The following is an 18428-nucleotide window of genomic DNA, read 5'->3' on the forward strand; positions in this document are numbered from 1 at the left end:
ACTTACATTCGCCATATCATATTAACTATCTAGGGCTAAATCAGCCATTAACACCGCTAAAAATCGAGCCGCTTCACCACCCGTAATTGAACGATGGTCAAAGGTTAAAGACAAGGGTAATAAGGTATGCTCAATAATATCGCCCTTCCCATCACCCGGTTTCATGTAAGCCAACTGCTGAAATAAACGCCCAATACCTAAAATTGCAACAGTGGGAGGCATAACAATAGGATTGGCATATTTACCCACCATACTGCCAAAGTTAGATAAGGTGATGGTATTACCGCGTAAATCATCCGCCGCAATTTTGCGTTGTGATACCAATTCTTTGAGGGTATTAATTTTGTCGCGCATCGCCTCTGCGCTATAGCTTTGTGCATCTCGGATCACGGGGACGAATAAACCATCTTGAGTATCAACGGCCAAACCTAAATGCATCGATTTAATAATACGACGACCAATCGAATGGCTGTCATACCAAGCATTCAATGTTGGTTCCGCTTCACAGGCGATCGCCATTGCACGAATCAGTCGTACTGTGATATCACCTTGAGTAAACCAAGTAGACACATTCGCATCATCATGTATCGTGACAGGGACAACTTCGGCATGCGCTTGCGTCATCGCTTTTGCCATACTGCGACGCACACCTTTCAATGGGACTAGCTCACCTACGTCCGCAAATATTTTTACTACACGCTCTACATCTGCTGCAGTAACAGTGCTGTGTGCACCGGACGGTGTCACAATCGCTAAATCAATATTATACCGATGCGCTAATGCCCGTACTGCGGGGGTAGCTTTCACCCCAATACTGTTCCCCGATACCGATTGCGCCGTCTCTTTTAACTTACTTTCGGATGTATGCAGCTCTCCCACCACAGATGTCGACGCTTTAGGCTGTTCGGTTTTTGCCACTGCTTTGCTCGATAATGTCACGCCCTCTTCAGAGAACTCAACAAGCGGATCGCCAGTATGAATAATGTCACCGCTTTGCCCATACAGTTTCACTACGGTAGCGGACTCTGGGCACGGGATCTCAACAATTGCCTTTGCCGTTTCCATCGACACCATTAACTGGTCTGCCGTCACCACATCACCGGGTTTTATAAACCATTCAACAATCTCAGCTTCGGGTAGCCCTTCCCCTAAATCAGGTAATTTGAATATATGCATCAGAACTCCATGACGTTATTAACGGTGGAAATAATTCTCTCAACGCTTGGCATATAATATTTTTCCATTTTAGCCAGTGGCATAATGGTGTCATAACCACTCACTCTCATGACGGGTGCCAATAACGTCATCAGCCCTTCCTCCGCAATAATGGCTGCAATTTCTGACGCAACACCACCACTGCGCGCAGCTTCTGATACGATCACACAGCGACCCGTTTTTTCAATTGAGCTTAATATCGTGGTTTTATCAATCGGTTTAATAGTAGCAAGATCGATTACTTCAGCAGATATATTACGTTCTGCTAGCTGATCCGCAGCCTGCAACGTTTCATATAACATCGCCCCCCAACTAATTAAGGTCACGTCCGAACCTTCACGCAAGGTAAAACACACATCTAACGGCAGTGCTTTACCATTATTTTCGACGGATTCAGTTTGTAATCGATAAATACGTTTCGGTTCTAAAAACACCACAGGATCGGGATCGCGGATAGCAGCAAGCAATAAACCATAAGCACGTCCGGGAGAAGATGGGATGACAACACGTATACCAGGAAGGTGCGCAAAGATAGCTTCAGTACTTTCACTATGATGCTCTGGCGCATGGATCCCACCGCCATAAGGCGCACGCAATACCATAGGACAAGTTAAGCGACCACGCGTACGATTGCGCATTCGTCCTGCATGACATAAAAACTGATCGAACGCGGCATAAATAAAGCCCATAAATTGGATTTCGATTACGGGTTTCATGCCTTGTACCGCTAAACCGATTGCCATTCCGCTAATGAGTGATTCCGCTAATGGGGTATCAATGACGCGTTCACGACCAAACTCAGACTGTAGTCCTTCCGTCGCGCGAAACACACCACCATTAGCACCAATATCCTCGCCCAGTAAGATGACATTTTTATCTTCTGCCATAGCATCGAACAAGGCGTTATTGACTGCATCAATGAGTGTCATGTCTTTCATTCTTCACCTCCCTGCAAACTTGTGTTTCTTACTTGTTCTAGTTGATCTAAATAATGGTCGGGCAAGGTTTCATACAAATATTCAAACATCGCGGTTGGCGACGCGGCTGGAATGGCAAGATAACGCTCTACAGCAGCGTCAATTTCGTCACTGCACTCTTTTTCTAGCTGCTCTACACCTGTGTTATCAATAATCAATTCATCTAGGAGTAGACTTCGTAATCGCGTCATGGGTTCTTTCTGCCAAGCCTCTCCGACGTTATCTTCATCACGATATCGAGACGCATCATCGGCGGTAGTATGGTCGGATAAACGATAAGAAATGGTTTCAATCAGATGAGGGCCCAGGCCTTCTCTGGCTCTGTCGATAGCGTCCTTAATTTTGATATAACAAGCAATAACATCATTGCCATCAACTTGTTCGCAACTGATACCGCCTGCAATGGCTTTTTGCGCTAGCGTTGCACAACTCGATTGATCATCACGCGGCAGAGAAATAGCCCATTGATTATTGTTGATAATAAAGACGACAGGGAGCTGCCAGACGCCTGCAGCATTAATGGATTCATAAAAATCACCTTTGGATGTTGCCCCGTCACCACAAACAACAACAGCAACACGTGGTTCTTTTCGTAACTTCATCGCATAACTGATACCAATAGCATGACAACATTGGCTCGCAATTGGGATGGTACAAGGCATATCCTCTCGCGGCCCCTGAAAGTCCATACCACGTTCATCACCACCCCAATACATCAAGATCTCTTCCGGTTTTACGCCTCGAATAAGAACCGCGGCCGTTTCGCGGTAAGCTTGAATAAACACATCTTCTTTACGCATCGCTTTACCAATTGCAGCGCCGACCGCTTCTTGACCAAGGCATGAGGCATAAGTGCCAAGACGCCCAGTACGTTGCAGCGCAATTGCTTTGCAATCAAAAGTACGGGTAAATAACATCCAACGGTAAAGTTCAACAAGTAATTCACTGCTCACGCCCGCGATAGAAATCTGTTGTAACGATTCTGATAGTCTGCCTGTTTCATCCAGATACTGGGTATAACCGACACGGAATATATTTTCAGCCTTGACCGTATTTTTATTCATAATTAGCTCCTGCGAATGGTCCCGTTAGTATCTTTTCAGCTAAACCATTGGCAACATCAACCGTCGACCTATTTTGTTGCTCTGCTTGGGTAAATATATCCAGTAATGTGTCATACAACGCAGCCACTTTATGCTGCATCACATCGGGTTTATTTAAGTAGGTAATTTGCAATACGCCACCAGAATTAATGACATAATCTGGCGCATATAAAATCCCCTTTGCTGCCAACGCATCAATCATACTGCGGCTCTGTAATTGGTTGTTTGCAGAACCTGCAACGATAGAGGTATTTAATCGGGCGATAGAACTCGTATTAATGACTTGACCTAATGCGCACGGTGAAAAGACATCACAATTAACAGCATAAAGCGCGTCACCAGCCACAACATCCACGTCAAATTCATGAATAAGTCGCTGTGTAGCCTGTTTATTTGGATCGGCGACGGTTAACCTAGCGCCATCATTATGCAGTAGCTTAGCTAATGCATAACCCACATTACCCACCCCTTGAATAGCAATATGAAGCCCCGTAAGCGACTCCTGTTGTAGCTTAAACTTCACTGCCGCTTTTATACCGTAATAAACGCCTTTCGCCGTATGGGGTGATGGATCTCCCGAGGCTAATCCTGCGGTTGTGGTACACATAACATGCTTGGTTTGGCTGGCGATAATATCCATATCATCAATCGTCGTACCACTGTCCATTGCCGTAATATAGCGACCATTTAAACTTTCGACAAAGCGGCCAAACGACGTAAATAACGCCTTACGATCCGTTAAATGTGCAGGTTTTAAAATAACCGCTTTCCCCCCACCAAAAGGCAGTCGATTGATTGCTGTTTTATAGCTCATGCCAGCCGCTAAGCAGCATGCATCTTTAACCGCAGCTTGAGTTGAAGGGTAATTAATCATTCGACAGCCACCAATAGCAGGGCCTAATTGAGTACTATGAATGGCGATGATTGCTTGTAATTGTGTTTCTGGGTCTCGCCAGAAGTGCACATCGCTGAATGGATATTGTTCAGCCATGTCAAATAGATCGGTAGACTCTATAAAGCTTGCCATGAACGGTTCTCCAACCTTGGGTTACAGATACCCTGAAGACGCACAGTTATTTACATTTAAGTCATTGGGTATGCAGGAGGTTACTCTATGATAACTATAGACACGATACGCAACACTGCCCATTAGCAAACCCGTTATCGTGACTAACAACACGTCAGCGGTGAGTGTCTGAAAAATGAGCTAAGGACACCTCAAGCAGCAGCGGAAGGTTTATCTATTTTGTAATTCACTTATGCCCCATTGCAATTTAGTGCAAATACTCATCGGCAAATCATGCAACTAAAATCGCTGTACTTGTGCTAATGGCTCGCAGCAGAGAGGCGGTGAAAGGAAACTCCCTGAAAGGTGTGTTGCGCAACAAGTCAGCAGTGACCATATTTTGCATCGTTATTCTGACCACCGCTCGGAACTAGTAGCTACTTTATGGGCAGATAGACCTCCGTCAACAACTCACACTCATCCACTTCATGAACAAAGTTCAGATAGCGAAAGAAGCAAGGGAAATCTCTTAATTCTTCGCCGCTATCAGGCAACCATTTTTGATACAAGCCGCACATGGTTTCGCCAATAGAGTCATGTCTTCCTTTGTGAATTGCAACAGCACATCTGCCACTTGGGATTACTCCAGATTTAACACCATAGTTGTTCTCTGGAACATTGCCTTGATGTGAACCACATATATCGAACTGGAACTCTTTATCAGGAGTATCATTGGGATCAGAATGAGGAATACCAAATGTTTCACTGGTTTTTACTGGAGACAACCCCGTTGCTTTTCTCCAATTGATGAACTTTGCAACTGTCGCATAGACTAGTTGAGGGCTACCTTTGTGCTCAATTAATGCTACTTCTCTTTTATCGAAATCTACGACTTTTACATCCATCGTACTTTCTCCTGTTATGGGTGGTTGATATTCATATTTTGAGTGCCAAGATCGCCACTCTGGCTGACTCCTAAACTGGGACGGCGTTTGTCCAAAAACTCTAGAAAACGCACGAGAAAAGGCTTCAAGACTTTCGAAGTGCGCTTCAAAAGCAATGTCAGTAACACTGCACTCTGACTCAAACGCTAACCTGAAAGAAGCTCGCTTCAATCGTGATAACAGGACATATTGTATGGTACTGATTCCCATAAACGACTTAAAGATGCGGTGAAAATGGTACTTAGAGCTGGCTGCTACCGCACTCAACTGCTCAAGCGAGAACTCTTCATCTAAGTTTCCGTCTATAAAATCACACACTTTCTTTATCTGTCGTTCATGGTGCTTCACTGCATTCATTTTCTTTTGATACCCAACTAAGAATTCGTATAAATTATACCTACTAAGAATAGCTTTTACCTGATTGAAATTGCGAGATAGTGGATAATATATAGTTTCTATGGTTCGGGTAGATATATCGATTTTACGCATCGACAAGCAAACGGGGCATTTGCGGCAAAAATGACGTAGCGCTCACTATTGTCCATTTCCTTGCACCTCAGACACTGCGATAAGCAGTGCCTGATTGCATTTTGGGATACTAAAAGTTAGCGATAGAATAGAAACAAGTTTGTCGCCGTAAATTGGTAATGTCCAAATATGGCTTAGATCAATCCATTCCTAATTTGCACATTCATTATTTCCAATATCGTACTAACCGCGTCGTTTATAACTATCTACTGCAATTAATACCAAGGCAAGCATAATAGCCCCATAGATTGGCCATTGGATTAGTTCAATGCGCTCACCAAGTAATAAGCCGACACAAAAAACTAATGTCGGCTCTAAATAAGTCAATAAACCAAACAGGCTAAGTGGGAGCATTTGTGAGGCGTATAAAAATAATAGCATCGGTAGTGTGCCTGTAATCGCGAGTCCTAAATAATAAGCCCAAGACCAGACGTCGATTTGTAGCCAATCATTAAAGGGTTGTAAATAAAGCATACCAAGCAGTGCAACTGGCAGTAAAAAAATGTTGTCTAAGGTGAATACCAGATCGCTCGCCATTGGGTAACGTCGGCGATTCATAAAGTACAGCGGATAACCTAAAGCAATAACAAACACAATCCAAGAGATGCCATCAGCAATGACATAGGCATAAACAACACCACAAGCAGCAATGCTGCATGCAAGTAACTGTGCACGGGTTAATTGCTCACCATAGACAAAATAACCAACCGCAACCAAGATCAGAGGTAGCGCAAAATAGCCTAATGCCACAGACAGTATTTCACCCTGTAGCGGCGCCCAGATAAAAATCCAAAACTGTGGCGCAATTAAACAAGCAGAGAGTAAAAAGCGAGGCCATAACCGCCATTGTTTTAATTGTTCCCACAACAATGATATTCGCCCTACTACGATTAAACCCAATAGCATAATGACGGAGCTCCACAAAATTCTTTGCCCGGCTAGCCAATGACCAGCGCCTCCGGCAACACCTGTTTCTGGCCAGTTTGGTTGGAACTGTACATACAAGGGCAGTAATGCAAATAAACAAGAAGCCATTATTGAAGCCATTAATCCCTTTTTTTGAGCGGAAAAATGGCATGTTTTACTATTAAGTTTGGAGAAAATCATAGGTTATCAAATTCAACTGGTTAGAGAATGAGAGTAAGAGCCGAGACAACACCACGGCAGGCCACTGAAGTTTTATATATTGAATATAAAGATTCAGATGAGTCAGATAAGCTTAATATTAATAAATTGATTAAATTATAAACTGATGACACACGAATAAATGAAACATATGCCCTTCGGGCTTTTAATAATACGATAAAACTGTTCTACTTGTCACCAATACAATTGAAATCTAATTTTGACCATGTGTACACAAAGGTTTACACCACGATCGACCATGTACACAATTCTCAAAATTAACCACTTACTCGGCAAGAAATACGTTGGAATAAAAATGGCAACAGGTTCAAGAGCACAATTTTCGTCTCGATTCGGCTTCATCATGGCAGCAGCAGGTTCAGCAGTCGGTGTCGGTAATATTTGGGGTTTCCCTACACAAGCAGCGAGTAACGGCGGGGCTGTATTTTTACTTGTTTACTTATTAATGGTGTTTATTCTCGCTTACCCATTACTCGTTGCAGAGCTAACAATTGGTCGTCACGGTCAAGCCAACCCAATCAAATCACTCCAATCTATTTGCCCAAAACAAAAAATGGCGGCTGCAGGTTTAGGTATAGCAGGTATGGTTGCGGTATCAATGATCTTAAGCTTTTACGCAATTGTTGCAGGCTGGTTATTAGGTTCATTACTTTCTCCACTGTTTACACTTATCGGTCTTGATACTGCGGCAGAATGGGTGAATGCATTTGGTACAGAACGTAACTTGGTGATGATGGTTATCTTCATGTTAATGACTATCAACGTTGTTAAAAGCGGCGTTACCGATGGTATCGAACGCTGGTCTTCACGTTTAATGCCATTACTGTTCATCTTATTTGGTTTGCTGACAGCTTATATCTTAACACTCGATGGCGCGAGTGAAGGTCTTGAAATGTATCTTATTCCTGACTTCTCACACCTAACTTCAGACTTAATGATCAGTGCGATGGGTCAAGCGTTCTTCTCATTATCGTTGGGCGTATGTGCGATGATGGTATATGGTTCATATTTAAGTAAAGATACCAACATTCCAAAAACAGCCGTGCAAGTCGCATTGCTCGATACTGGTGTTGCATTTGGTGCGGGCCTACTGATTTTACCTGCGATGTTCGTGGCACAGAAAAATGGCGTTGAAATTTATGACGCTGCCGGTGCCCTGCTTAGCTCTGATACGTTAGTGTTTAATGTATTACCTGCGATGTTTGATACCATGGGTACGATGGGCATTGTTATCAGTATTTTGTTCTTTGTATTAATGCTTATTGCCGCCCTAACGTCATCAATCGCAATGTTAGAAGTACCAGTATCTTGTGCGACCGAAGAATTGAATAAGGACCGTTCAACAGTAGTTTGGTGGATTGGCGGTATTATTACGTTGATTTCAGCAGTGATCATCTTTAACTTTGGCGATTTGTTTGGCTTAGTGATCACAGCAACAACCGTTTATGCACAACCAATTCTTTCGCTAATCTTCGCATTATTAGTGGGTTGGATATGGCGTCGTGACCAACTACTTGCCGAAATTAAACAAGGCAGTGCAGAGCTCGAAGATAGTTTATTTTGGAAAATATGGCCTTGGTATGTACGTATTGTTTGCCCTGTACTCATCATTCTAGTGCTAGCATCTTAATCATTATCAACTTCTGACTTAATACGTAAAAAGATGATACAAAGGCGGCTACTTCCTATTGTAATAATAGTGACATGGCCGCCATTTTCAATCATCAAACCGTACCGCAGTATAAATTAATTCAAGTTCTTCGATACTACACGTTTGCCAGTTATCAGGTAATTCGTTACCCAAACAATGCTCTAGCTCTACAGATAAATAAACAAATGACAGAGAGTCTGCATTTAAATCATTAAAACTATCACTTAACGCTAATTCTTTTAATCCTAAAGCCGCCATAAATAGACAAGAGATACTGTCCCATTCTTTTGTATCCAATTCTAGAATGGTCGCGATGGTATTAAGCAAGCGTTGTAAAAAACCGATGCTGTGTTTCTTATAAACTTGCTGCTCGATAGTACGTAAATCATATTTACCATTTTCGAGTAGTGGAAGCGATTGAAACGTGGAGATCATAAATTTATCACGTGGTAACGCATAAGCGTCACTTAAGCGAGTGAGCAGCGCTTTACTCTCAGTACCCTTTAACACTTTACCCTGCCCACTTTGAGCGTTTTCTAACGCAATAATAATTGTTTCATCATTCCCGGTCACCGCACTGTTCGGATACAGCTTTTTAACAAAGCTTTGGACATCATCAAGGTTAATCCGTAGCCCAAACAACTTAACAAAACGCTTAGTCCGACCAATAAGATAAAAAAGACCATGCTGTGTTCGGCAAGCAATATCTCCCGTAAACAACATAGAGGGGGTTGCATCGACAGCTAAATCATCAATCGACCTAGCATAACCCATCATCACATTTTCACCTCGATAAACCAGCTCCCCTGGTGTATCTAGCACATTGATCTTTTGCCCCTCATCATCAACAATAAATAATTCACCCTGCGGAATAGAACGGCCAATAGAGCCAGGGAAGTCCACCGTTAAGTCAGGTGGAAGATACGATATTCTTGGTGATGCTTCTGTTTGCCCATACATGACAAAAAATTCAATACTATTTACCTGCGCTTGCAAAGCATATTCCTTAACTAAAAAATCCTCTAACTTACCACCAGCCTGAGTAACATAACGTAAACTTGGATAACAACTAAAATCAAAATTGGTTTTTAATAAAACTTCAAATGTATAGGGCACCCCCGCAAAACTGGTCGCAGAATAAGTGACTAAATCATCCCAAAACTCCGTATCCAATACACCTTGCTGACTAAACACAGTACATGCGCCAACTTGTAGATGCGTATGTAGAATGGATAAACCATAAGAGTAATGTAGCTTTAAGTGCGCTAACGCAATATCCTCTTCATTTAAATGAAGATATTCGACAATAGATTCGGCATTTGACTGCAAATTTTTCGAACTTAACTTAACAAACTTAGGCGTACCAGTTGTACCCGAAGTAGATAACAACAAGGTTAAATCAGTATGTAAAAGATAAACAAGGTGTGAATGATGGTGAGTATGCCCAGACGCATCTATAAGTAGGTTCGGTTGGTAATAATTGATGAGTTGCGCAGACTTTTCACTTTCAAAATCATCTGCGAGATAGATAACTTTATTACTCCTTAAACACGCTAAATAACAAATCACCGATTTAATCGTATTTCTTGATTCTATAAACACCAATTCTTTATGGCAACCAAGTTTCTTCGCTAAAATATCAACTTGATCATCAAGCTCACAATAAGTGACTTGTTCACCACTTTTAGCATCAATCAACGCAATGTTATTTTTGAATCGTCGTAAATCATTAAAAAACATAGCGCCCCCCTTTCGATTGACGTAAATAACAATTAATAGACTCCATCCGTATTAGTCATAACCACAGGACTATAAACCAACAAACATTTTCGATTTTTCCTTTAAAATCAGTTTAATGATAACAAAAGACAATAACGACAATAATATTGTGATTGAGAAACTGGCCGATGCCGCAATAATTCCGCTCACTTCAGTATTAAAGTGTTTATACAAAATTCTAATCACACCAATAAAATAGCCATGCACAAAAAACAGATAAAAGCTCAAATGAGCAAACATATTTAACCACCTATTCCTCTTCGATAGATGACGCTTACAGCAGGCTATTAAAATCACAGATAAGCTCATTTTCCACAGTAAATCAACCGATGAACTAAACGCAGAAAACCATGAGTTAGAAAGATAGACAACGATGTAACCAACTAAAATATAACTACTATATTCAACTAGCACTTCATAAATACGCGGCCGTAGCCAAAGTACCATGCCCAGTAAATAAGCAGGCAAAAAATACACGCTCCATATCAAATTATTCTCACTAAAATACGGTCGACCAAACCATAAAGCAGGCACTAATGACACGATAAAAAACGCCTCTAACAAACACTTATTTTTGATATAAATAATAACCGGACTCAGAAGATAAAATGGAATAATCATCGGAATAAACCATAACGTGACAAGGTGCGAACCCGAAGCCATTAAGTACAAATATTGGTAGGCTAGATTTAAGCTACGAAACCAATCCATATCAATCCAAAAATGGGTACTTTTAAGACCAGTCATATAAATTAAGATAGCGGGAAGTGAGACGAAAAAGTAAGGGACAATGATCACCTTAAATTTATGTTTTAGAAATTCAAGGTAATCAAAGTTGGCTGATAAAGCCGAAAATAAATAGCCCGCAACAACGACAAATAATACTGTCGAGTTTTCGAGTAACAAACCAATGCCGAACAATATCGCAGAATCATCATTGTCGATCGTGCCAATAGCATGAATCAACATAATGAGTAGAATAGCAATCCCTCTGTAGTTATTGATAAATTGCATTATTGGCCCTTATCTCACCAGTAAGTAACTTACTGGTTTTTAATTATAGCCAATATGGTATAAACAGCAAAATCGGAAATTGTACGAAATTAGCCTTGTTTACTCATCGCTAATTTAACACCGAAAAACAGAAACAAACCACCTGTGAGTTTCGTTAAATAAGTCGTTAAATAAGTCGTTAATTGCTGATTATGTTTAACCTTACCGCTAATCGACGATGATGACCAAGCTAAAATATGACACCAGATCATAGCGTTAATATTAAAAATAACCCCAAGAAAAATAAATGACATCGCTTTATCTGGGTAATCCATGGCAATAAATTGCGGGACAAAAGCTAAAAAGAACAAGGCTACTTTGGGATTTAACACATTGGTTAAAAAACCTTGAAAGAAGATATTTGATAACGGTGTATTTTTATTTTCGGCACTAGCTTCAATATCAGCATTAGCGACTTTATTCTTTGATAACAGCATACTGAAACCAATATATAGCAAATAAATACAGCCAATTACTTTAACAACAGTAAATGCCATCGCCGATGTGGCTAAAATAGCCGACAGGCCAAACGCAGCTGCAAGAATATGTACCAAGGTGCCAGCACCAATACCAAATGCACCGACAGAACCTGCACGGAAACCTTGGCCTACGCTACGGCCAATAACATATAAAGAATCAGGACCAGGGATCAAGTTTAACATGATACCTGATACCACAAATAACCACAGTTCTGTTACTCCGAACATACTACAACTCCCTCTTTGTTATTGACTATCAATTGGTTTTGTATTTATCTGTAAATACAAAAAGACAGTGTCCGATTGTAGCATGTGACGAGGTTTACTGGTTATTCAATTCGCATTCCACATTAAGTTCCTTACAGATTCTAAATACTCCCTCTAGAACACGACTGACGCCATTATTAACACTCGCATCAGCACTGATTGTAAGCTGAGAAATATTGCTATTAATTTTCGCGACTTTAAGAGTGGCTGCGGTATCCGCCTGGCGAATATCTAACAGCATTGCAGAATCGTCCTGATTCTCAATCTCTACGTCAGGATTACTATTAACAATATTAAGCGCAGTATTATAAACGTTATTAGCAGATGCCTTAATATCGACAGTTGCTACTTCATGGTTTTGACTCTTGTAATACATAACGGCACCTACAGTCGCTACGCCCAGCCCTGCACAACCAGAAATTAATGTCATAAAGAATAAAATGATGAGACTTTTTTTCATGGTAAAGGCCTTGTGATTTAGTGTATTAATTGATAAATAAAAGGCTCTGTTCCCCGAGATGTCAACTGTACTTAATAAGTGTCATCAATTACCTGGAGGAACAGAGCCATTTTGCTTAAGTTTAAACTTGAATTAATAAGTCTGCATTAAAAAGAATAACGCGCACCCAACATGAATTCATCTGCATTGCTGCCCCCCGCTGAAGTATCCGTGCTTAGTGCGACTTTGTAGCCAGTATATAGCGCTAAGTCACCAATATAACGGCCATATTCAAATGCTACGAAATTAATATATTGATTGGGCGCATTGTCAGCACTTAAATAATTATACGAAACACTCACCTTATTTTCACCAAAGTCATAAGATGCAAATGCATCAACGGCATCGAAGTCTGCACCATTTATAGTTCCTTGCTGTACTAAGCCTGAAAGTAAAAAACTATCTTTAGTATAACGAGCACCAAGCATGTATACATCTGATGAGTTTGGGCTATACAAATTTGATTCTGTACCCGCATAACCAGCGCTAACTTCAATATCTTCGCGTAGTTGATAAGCAAGCATCACGCCGCCGCCACTTACATTTCCTCTTAGGTTAGCTGATGCATTGAATTTAAAATCACCTTTGGTCAGGCTATAAAGAACTGTATCTTCAGCCCTATCGTTACTTGCTACAATGCCAGTGTTTGTATAACCACTAAAAATTTCAGCCATGTCGGTAAAATCAGTTAGATATGTAACAGCGTTATCTTGCGTACCATATGTTAACGTTCCGTAAGCAGTTTCTGCACCAACATATGCATAACGTGTATAATCGCTAATATGATCAGATGAAGACTGTGTTCCTGTAGCCTCAAATTCCAATTTACCAACCGCCTTGATAGAACCATTAATTTGGTGCTTACCTTGACCATTCAAACGAACACGTAAATTATCTTCATAAGTACTATCAACAAGCCCTCCCCATCCTTCAACTCGCCCACCAAAAGAAAAATCATCGGTGTCTATCGTATCAGCAAAAGCTGACGTAGATACAAGTGTTGCCAATGTGAAAGATAGTGCTTTATTTGTGTTGTTCATGAACAATCCTATTATTACTTAAGTCGATGCTTAAATTGATAGTAAAAGTGATAAATAGCTAAGACGGTAGTGAAGCTGACGGCTAAATCCCTTAAAGAATTCGCATCAACAAAGCACTGTATGCCTTTGAAAAACGTGAAGATAGTCAATATTACAAATCGACTCAAGAGTATTTACTCTTCATGACCATAATTTACCTTGCTTACTCTTCATGACCATAATTTACCTTGTTCATCATTCGTTCATGAACCCATTGGATACAACCTAATCAGTGGCACACAATAGTTCAATACATATCATCACATCGTCATTTATCAGCATCGAATTACCGACGTCACATTACCGAAACAAAAGTGCAACACAACCGTCATCATCTCCCCCTAATATAGGCATCACATTTACAGGTATTAACTAGATAATCATTAAGGATTGAGATGAAAAAGCGATTGATAATCGGAATTTTGGCTTCATTACTATCAAACACAAGCATGGCAGAGACCAACATTACCTGGTGGCATGCAATGAGTGGTCAACTTGGTGAAACAGTAAATACAATTGCTCGTGACTTTAACGCGTCTCAGGACGAATACAAAATCAAGCCCGTATACAAAGGATCATATGTTGAAACGCTCACCGCTGGTATTGCAGCTTACAGAGCAGGTCAAGCGCCGAACATACTACAAGTTGCAGATGTCGGTGCCGCGACGATCATTAATGCACGAGGTGTAGCGAAACCAGTAGAAGATATTTTGGTTGAGTCTGGTTATGCGTTTAACAATCAAGACTATATTGCAGGTGTTCGTAATTTTTACGCTGACAGTAACGGTAAAATGATTGGCATGCCTTTCAACAGTTCGACACCTGTACTTTATTACAATAAAGATATCCTAAATAAGGTCGGTGTTAACGCACCTCAAACCTATGAAGAAATGGAACAAGTCGCAGAGAAACTAAAAGCACAAGGTTACGCCACGTTTTCACAATCGCTGACACCTTGGATCATGTTCGAAAATTTCAAGTCTCGTCATAACTTACCCGTCGCGAATAAAAATAATGGCTTTGATGCACCTGCAAGCAAACTTATGATCAATACGCCTGATATGCAGATGCACTTTAACAAATTAAAAGAATGGTCTGACAACGGCTATTACAAATATTACGGCTCAGATTGGGATGCAAACCAAATACCGTTTGAAAAGCAGCAAGTCGCCATGTGGATGGGGTCATCAGGCTCATTTGGTGGTTTACGAAATCGGGTTGACTTTAAGTTAGGCACAACCTACCTACCGTATTGGAAATCAATTAATAAAGATGCGGGTCGTACGTTTATTGGTGGTGCGGCTTTATTCGCTATTGATGGTAAACCGAAGAAAGAACAGCAAGCTGCAGCCGCATTCTTTAGCTTCTTAACCAGTCCTGAAACACAAATGTTTTGGCATAAGTCAACGGGTTACGTAACCGTAACAAAAGCGGCTTATGCGCTAACCAAAAAATCAGGTTACTACCAAGAACAACCAGATGCAGAAGTGGGCGTTAAACAACTTAGCCTAGCCGGTGGTGAATGGACACGAGGGTACCGTTTAGGTTTCTACTCACAAATCCAAGAAGTCATGCATCGTGAATTTGATAACGTATTTGCTAACCGAACTTCGGTAGAAAAAGCGCTTAACAATATCGATAAAGAAAGCCAGGTTATCCTAAATCGTTTCGCTCGAACTGTGCGATAGCCTATTACTGACTGTGGTTCACACCGTGTGTACCACAGTTAACCTATTCATTTTAATTCATTAGGTTTTTATTGTGGAACAACGCCAACAATTTACCCACTCGGCATTGCCTTATATTCTTTTAGTACCACAAATTGCAATTATCGCTGTGTTTTTTTTCTATCCAGCCGCTGAAGCCGTTTATCTATCATTTATGTTAGAAGATCCTTGGGGTCTATCATCTACATTTGTCGGATTAGAAAACTACAGCATTATTTTTAATTCAGCTGAATATTTAAAATCTGTCTTTTTCACCCTTGGCTTTGCCGTAGTGGTCTCCTTTCTATCTTTGGCTATTGCCTTACTGCTCGCGGTTAAAGCCAACAATATCCTACATGGTAAAAGTGCTTATAAAATAACGTTAACCTGGGTGTACGCGGTTGCGCCTGCTGTGGCAGGTATTATGGGTGGCTTTATCTTTAATCCACACATTGGTGTATTCACCGATATTTTTGCCAGTTTAGGTTGGGACTTTAGCTTATATACCAACCCTTTTGACGCGACATTTGTCTTAGTCTTAGTCTCGGTGTGGAAACAAGTATCCGTCAATTTCATCTACTTTTTGGCCGGTTTACAGTCCATTTCATATGCGGTAAATGAAGCTGCAATGCTGGATTGCGAAAGTGATCGCCGTCGATTCTGGACCATCACCTTCCCGCTGCTTGCACCAACGGGGTTCTTTTTACTTGTCATCAACTTAACCTATGCCTTTTTTGAAACCTTCGGGGTTATCGATACCTTGACGTCAGGTGGACCTGGCGGCGGTACAACATCACTGGTATATAAAATTTATCGCGATGGCTTTATTGGTACCGATCTCGGTGGCAGCGCAGCACAATCTGTAGTGCTACTGGTTTTAGTATTGCTATTAACTTGGGTTCAATTCAAGTTTATCGAAAAACGCGTGCATTATTAATCGCAGACTGATTAACAAAAATGAGAATTTAATTATGAAACAAAATCAATGGCTAGATCATGTGATCCTGATTATCGGTGCACTCTTTATGATCATCCCTATTTGGTTAATATTTGCCAGTTCGACACACAGCCCAAATACCATTATCAGTGATGGATTACAGTGGTTACCAGGTGGTAACTTCAGCGCAGTTTACAGTGAAGTTTGGAGTAAAAGTATTGGATTTAGCAGTGGCGTAAACGCAAAATCCATGATAATTAACTCAATGATCATGGGACTTGGCTTTGCTATCGGCAAGATCATCATTTCTATGATGGCCGCTTATGCGTTAGTTTACTTCCGTATGCCATTTGCATCGCTTTGGTTTTGGCTTATTTTTGTCACCCTACTGCTCCCTCTAGAAGTAAGGATCATCCCCTCGTACGAAGTCGTTGCTAATTTGGGCATGCTAAACAGTTTTTCGGGGTTAATCCTGCCGTTAATTGCATCGGCTACTGCAACGTTTTTTTTCCGCCAGTTTTTCCGCACAATTCCGAATGAATTATTAGAAGCGGCGCAACTCGATAATGCCGGACCAGTCCGCTTTTTTATCGATATTTTATTACCCTTATCAAAAACCATGATCGCCGCCATTTTTATCATTATGTTTGTCGTCGGTTGGAATCAATATTTATGGCCAATCATGATGACAACGGATGAAAGCTACAACACCATCGTCATGGGAATTAAGCAGTTACTGAGCGACATTAGCCAAAGTAGCCAACCGCGTTATGACCAAGCATTTGCATTAGTTATATTCGCCATGCTGCCACCAATCTTAGTCGTCATCATCTTTCAACGCTGGTTTGTTAAAGGCCTAGTTGAAACTGAAAAATAGCCGTGGTTTTAATCACCGCCAACACCTAATTTGTTAAAGAGATAGAATATGTTAGCACTTAAAAACTTAGTTAAAACTTATGACAACGGCCACCAAGCAGTAAAAAATGTTTCTGTTGATATTAAACAAGGAGAATTCATTGTATTAGTGGGCCCGTCTGGGTGTGGTAAATCATCAATTTTACGATCTATTGCAGGTTTAGAATCAATCACCAGCGGTGAAATACACCTCAATAATCGTCGTATCGATAATGAGAAGCCAGCAAGTCGCGATATTGCGATGGTATTCCAAAATTATGCCTTGTATCCACACATGACAGTGTATGAAAACTTAGCCTATGGATTAAAAAACAGAGGTATAGATAAAAAAACAATTGCATTAAAAATCGAGAAAGTAGCTGCTACATTAAAAATAGCGGACTATCTAGATCGTAAGCCAGCTAAGTTATCAGGTGGTCAACGCCAACGTGTTGCTATGGGTCGCGCAATTGTACGCGATCCCCAATTGTTCTTATTTGATGAGCCTTTATCTAACTTAGATGCATCATTACGTGCGCACATGCGTTTAGAAATTAAGAAGCTACAACGAGAATTAGCCGTAACCAGTGTTTATGTCACACATGATCAGGTTGAAGCAATGACGCTAGCAGACCGCATAATAGTATTGAATCAAGGTGTGATTGAACAAGTTGGTACGCCTGCCGACGTCTACCACCAGCCAGCAAGTACCTTTGTCGCGAGTTTTATTGGCAGTCCCGCGATGAATTTTCATCAGGCGGAGATTACCGATGGCGTCGTAAAATTTGAACAGCAAAGCATATTTTTATCCGAATACGCACATTTACCAGCACAGACAATCCAGTTAGGCATTAGACCTGAACATGCTTTATTAGAGCCTTCGAACACTGGATTAAATTTTTCACTTACCGTACAAGCTGTTGAACCATTAGGACCGAATCAACTCGTGCATGGTTTAGTCAATGATAAAATATTTACGGCTTTAACGCCCGAGCAACACTTCTCAAGCAAAGAAATATTAACCCTGAATGTTGCAAAACAGCACTTACACCTCTTTAGCAAAGACGGGAAACGATTATTATCGGCGAATGAAAATACGGACACATTAGCGAAAGCAAGTTGAATGATCGTTAATTAAACCTGCAATAACAAAAAAGGCACACTT

The 18428-nt window shown here is 40.9% G+C and carries 16 protein-coding genes; 5 read left to right on the plus strand and 11 right to left on the minus strand.

The features are described from left to right. Window positions 1–21: 21 nt before the first annotated feature. The 6 genes from HWV01_RS13325 to rarD form a co-directional block, all read right to left on the minus strand. Window positions 22–1176 (minus strand): dihydrolipoamide acetyltransferase family protein, encoded by a 1155-nt coding sequence (locus tag HWV01_RS13325; protein WP_211672013.1) that lies wholly within the window; start codon window positions 1174–1176, stop codon window positions 22–24. Then, window positions 1176–2153: an alpha-ketoacid dehydrogenase subunit beta gene (locus HWV01_RS13330; protein WP_211672014.1), complete on the minus strand. Its 978-nt coding sequence runs from the start codon at window positions 2151–2153 to the stop codon at window positions 1176–1178. Before HWV01_RS13330 ends, HWV01_RS13325 begins: the two co-directional genes overlap by 1 nt. Further along, window positions 2150–3256 carry a pyruvate dehydrogenase (acetyl-transferring) E1 component subunit alpha gene (gene pdhA, locus HWV01_RS13335; RefSeq protein WP_211672015.1) on the minus strand — a complete coding sequence of 369 codons (1107 nt, stop codon included), beginning with the start codon at window positions 3254–3256 and terminating at the stop codon, window positions 2150–2152. The genes HWV01_RS13330 and pdhA overlap by 4 nt, the downstream gene beginning before the upstream one ends. Next, window positions 3249–4322, minus strand: coding sequence for a Glu/Leu/Phe/Val dehydrogenase dimerization domain-containing protein (locus HWV01_RS13340; protein ID WP_211672016.1), 1074 nt, complete (start codon window positions 4320–4322; stop codon window positions 3249–3251). The genes pdhA and HWV01_RS13340 overlap by 8 nt, the downstream gene beginning before the upstream one ends. A 416-nt stretch (window positions 4323–4738) precedes the next feature. Next, window positions 4739–5602 (minus strand): GyrI-like domain-containing protein, encoded by an 864-nt coding sequence (locus tag HWV01_RS13345; RefSeq protein WP_211672017.1) that lies wholly within the window; start codon window positions 5600–5602, stop codon window positions 4739–4741. A gap of 354 nt (window positions 5603–5956) precedes the next feature. Next, a complete protein-coding gene (gene rarD / locus HWV01_RS13350) occupies window positions 5957–6820 on the minus strand; it encodes an EamA family transporter RarD (RefSeq protein WP_249185305.1) in 864 nt (287 codons plus the stop codon). 394 nt (window positions 6821–7214) lie between these two features. Here rarD and HWV01_RS13355 point away from each other — a divergent pair, with 394 nt between their 5' ends. Beyond that, on the plus strand, window positions 7215–8549 hold the full coding sequence (locus HWV01_RS13355; protein WP_211672019.1) for a sodium-dependent transporter: 1335 nt from the start codon (window positions 7215–7217) through the stop codon (window positions 8547–8549). A gap of 87 nt (window positions 8550–8636) precedes the next feature. Here HWV01_RS13355 and HWV01_RS13360 read toward each other — a convergent pair whose 3' ends face one another. The 5 genes from HWV01_RS13360 to HWV01_RS13380 form a co-directional block, all read right to left on the minus strand. Then, window positions 8637–10310 carry a non-ribosomal peptide synthetase gene (locus HWV01_RS13360; RefSeq protein ID WP_211672020.1) on the minus strand — a complete coding sequence of 558 codons (1674 nt, stop codon included), beginning with the start codon at window positions 10308–10310 and terminating at the stop codon, window positions 8637–8639. Window positions 10311–10379: 69 nt separating this feature from the next. Next, window positions 10380–11363 (minus strand): acyltransferase, encoded by a 984-nt coding sequence (locus tag HWV01_RS13365; protein ID WP_211672021.1) that lies wholly within the window; start codon window positions 11361–11363, stop codon window positions 10380–10382. Window positions 11364–11452: 89 nt separating this feature from the next. Further along, complete coding sequence (locus HWV01_RS13370) at window positions 11453–12109, minus strand: LysE family translocator (protein ID WP_211672022.1); 657 nt, start codon at window positions 12107–12109, stop codon at window positions 11453–11455. A gap of 94 nt (window positions 12110–12203) precedes the next feature. After that, window positions 12204–12608 (minus strand): DUF3568 domain-containing protein, encoded by a 405-nt coding sequence (locus HWV01_RS13375; RefSeq protein WP_211672023.1) that lies wholly within the window; start codon window positions 12606–12608, stop codon window positions 12204–12206. A gap of 146 nt (window positions 12609–12754) precedes the next feature. Beyond that, window positions 12755–13687: a porin gene (locus HWV01_RS13380; protein ID WP_211672024.1), complete on the minus strand. Its 933-nt coding sequence runs from the start codon at window positions 13685–13687 to the stop codon at window positions 12755–12757. A gap of 434 nt (window positions 13688–14121) precedes the next feature. On the opposite strand from HWV01_RS13380, the gene HWV01_RS13385 reads away from it, so the two are divergent. The 4 genes from HWV01_RS13385 (at window position 14122) to ugpC (ending at window position 18386) form a co-directional block, all read left to right on the plus strand. Beyond that, window positions 14122–15414: an extracellular solute-binding protein gene (locus tag HWV01_RS13385; RefSeq protein ID WP_211672025.1), complete on the plus strand. Its 1293-nt coding sequence runs from the start codon at window positions 14122–14124 to the stop codon at window positions 15412–15414. Window positions 15415–15487: 73 nt separating this feature from the next. Beyond that, window positions 15488–16369, plus strand: coding sequence for an ABC transporter permease subunit (locus HWV01_RS13390; protein WP_211672026.1), 882 nt, complete (start codon window positions 15488–15490; stop codon window positions 16367–16369). Between the two features lie 34 nt (window positions 16370–16403). Further along, on the plus strand, window positions 16404–17246 hold the full coding sequence (gene ugpE / locus HWV01_RS13395) for a sn-glycerol-3-phosphate ABC transporter permease UgpE (protein WP_249185308.1): 843 nt from the start codon (window positions 16404–16406) through the stop codon (window positions 17244–17246). A 48-nt stretch (window positions 17247–17294) separates the two neighbouring features. Next, entirely contained in the window at window positions 17295–18386 is a 1092-nt protein-coding gene (gene ugpC, locus HWV01_RS13400; RefSeq protein ID WP_211672027.1) for a sn-glycerol-3-phosphate ABC transporter ATP-binding protein UgpC, read from the plus strand. The last annotated feature ends 42 nt before the right edge of the window (window positions 18387–18428 follow it).

The organism is Moritella sp. 5 (assembly GCF_018219455.1).
In the GTDB taxonomy this organism is placed as follows: Bacteria; Pseudomonadota; Gammaproteobacteria; order Enterobacterales; family Moritellaceae; genus Moritella.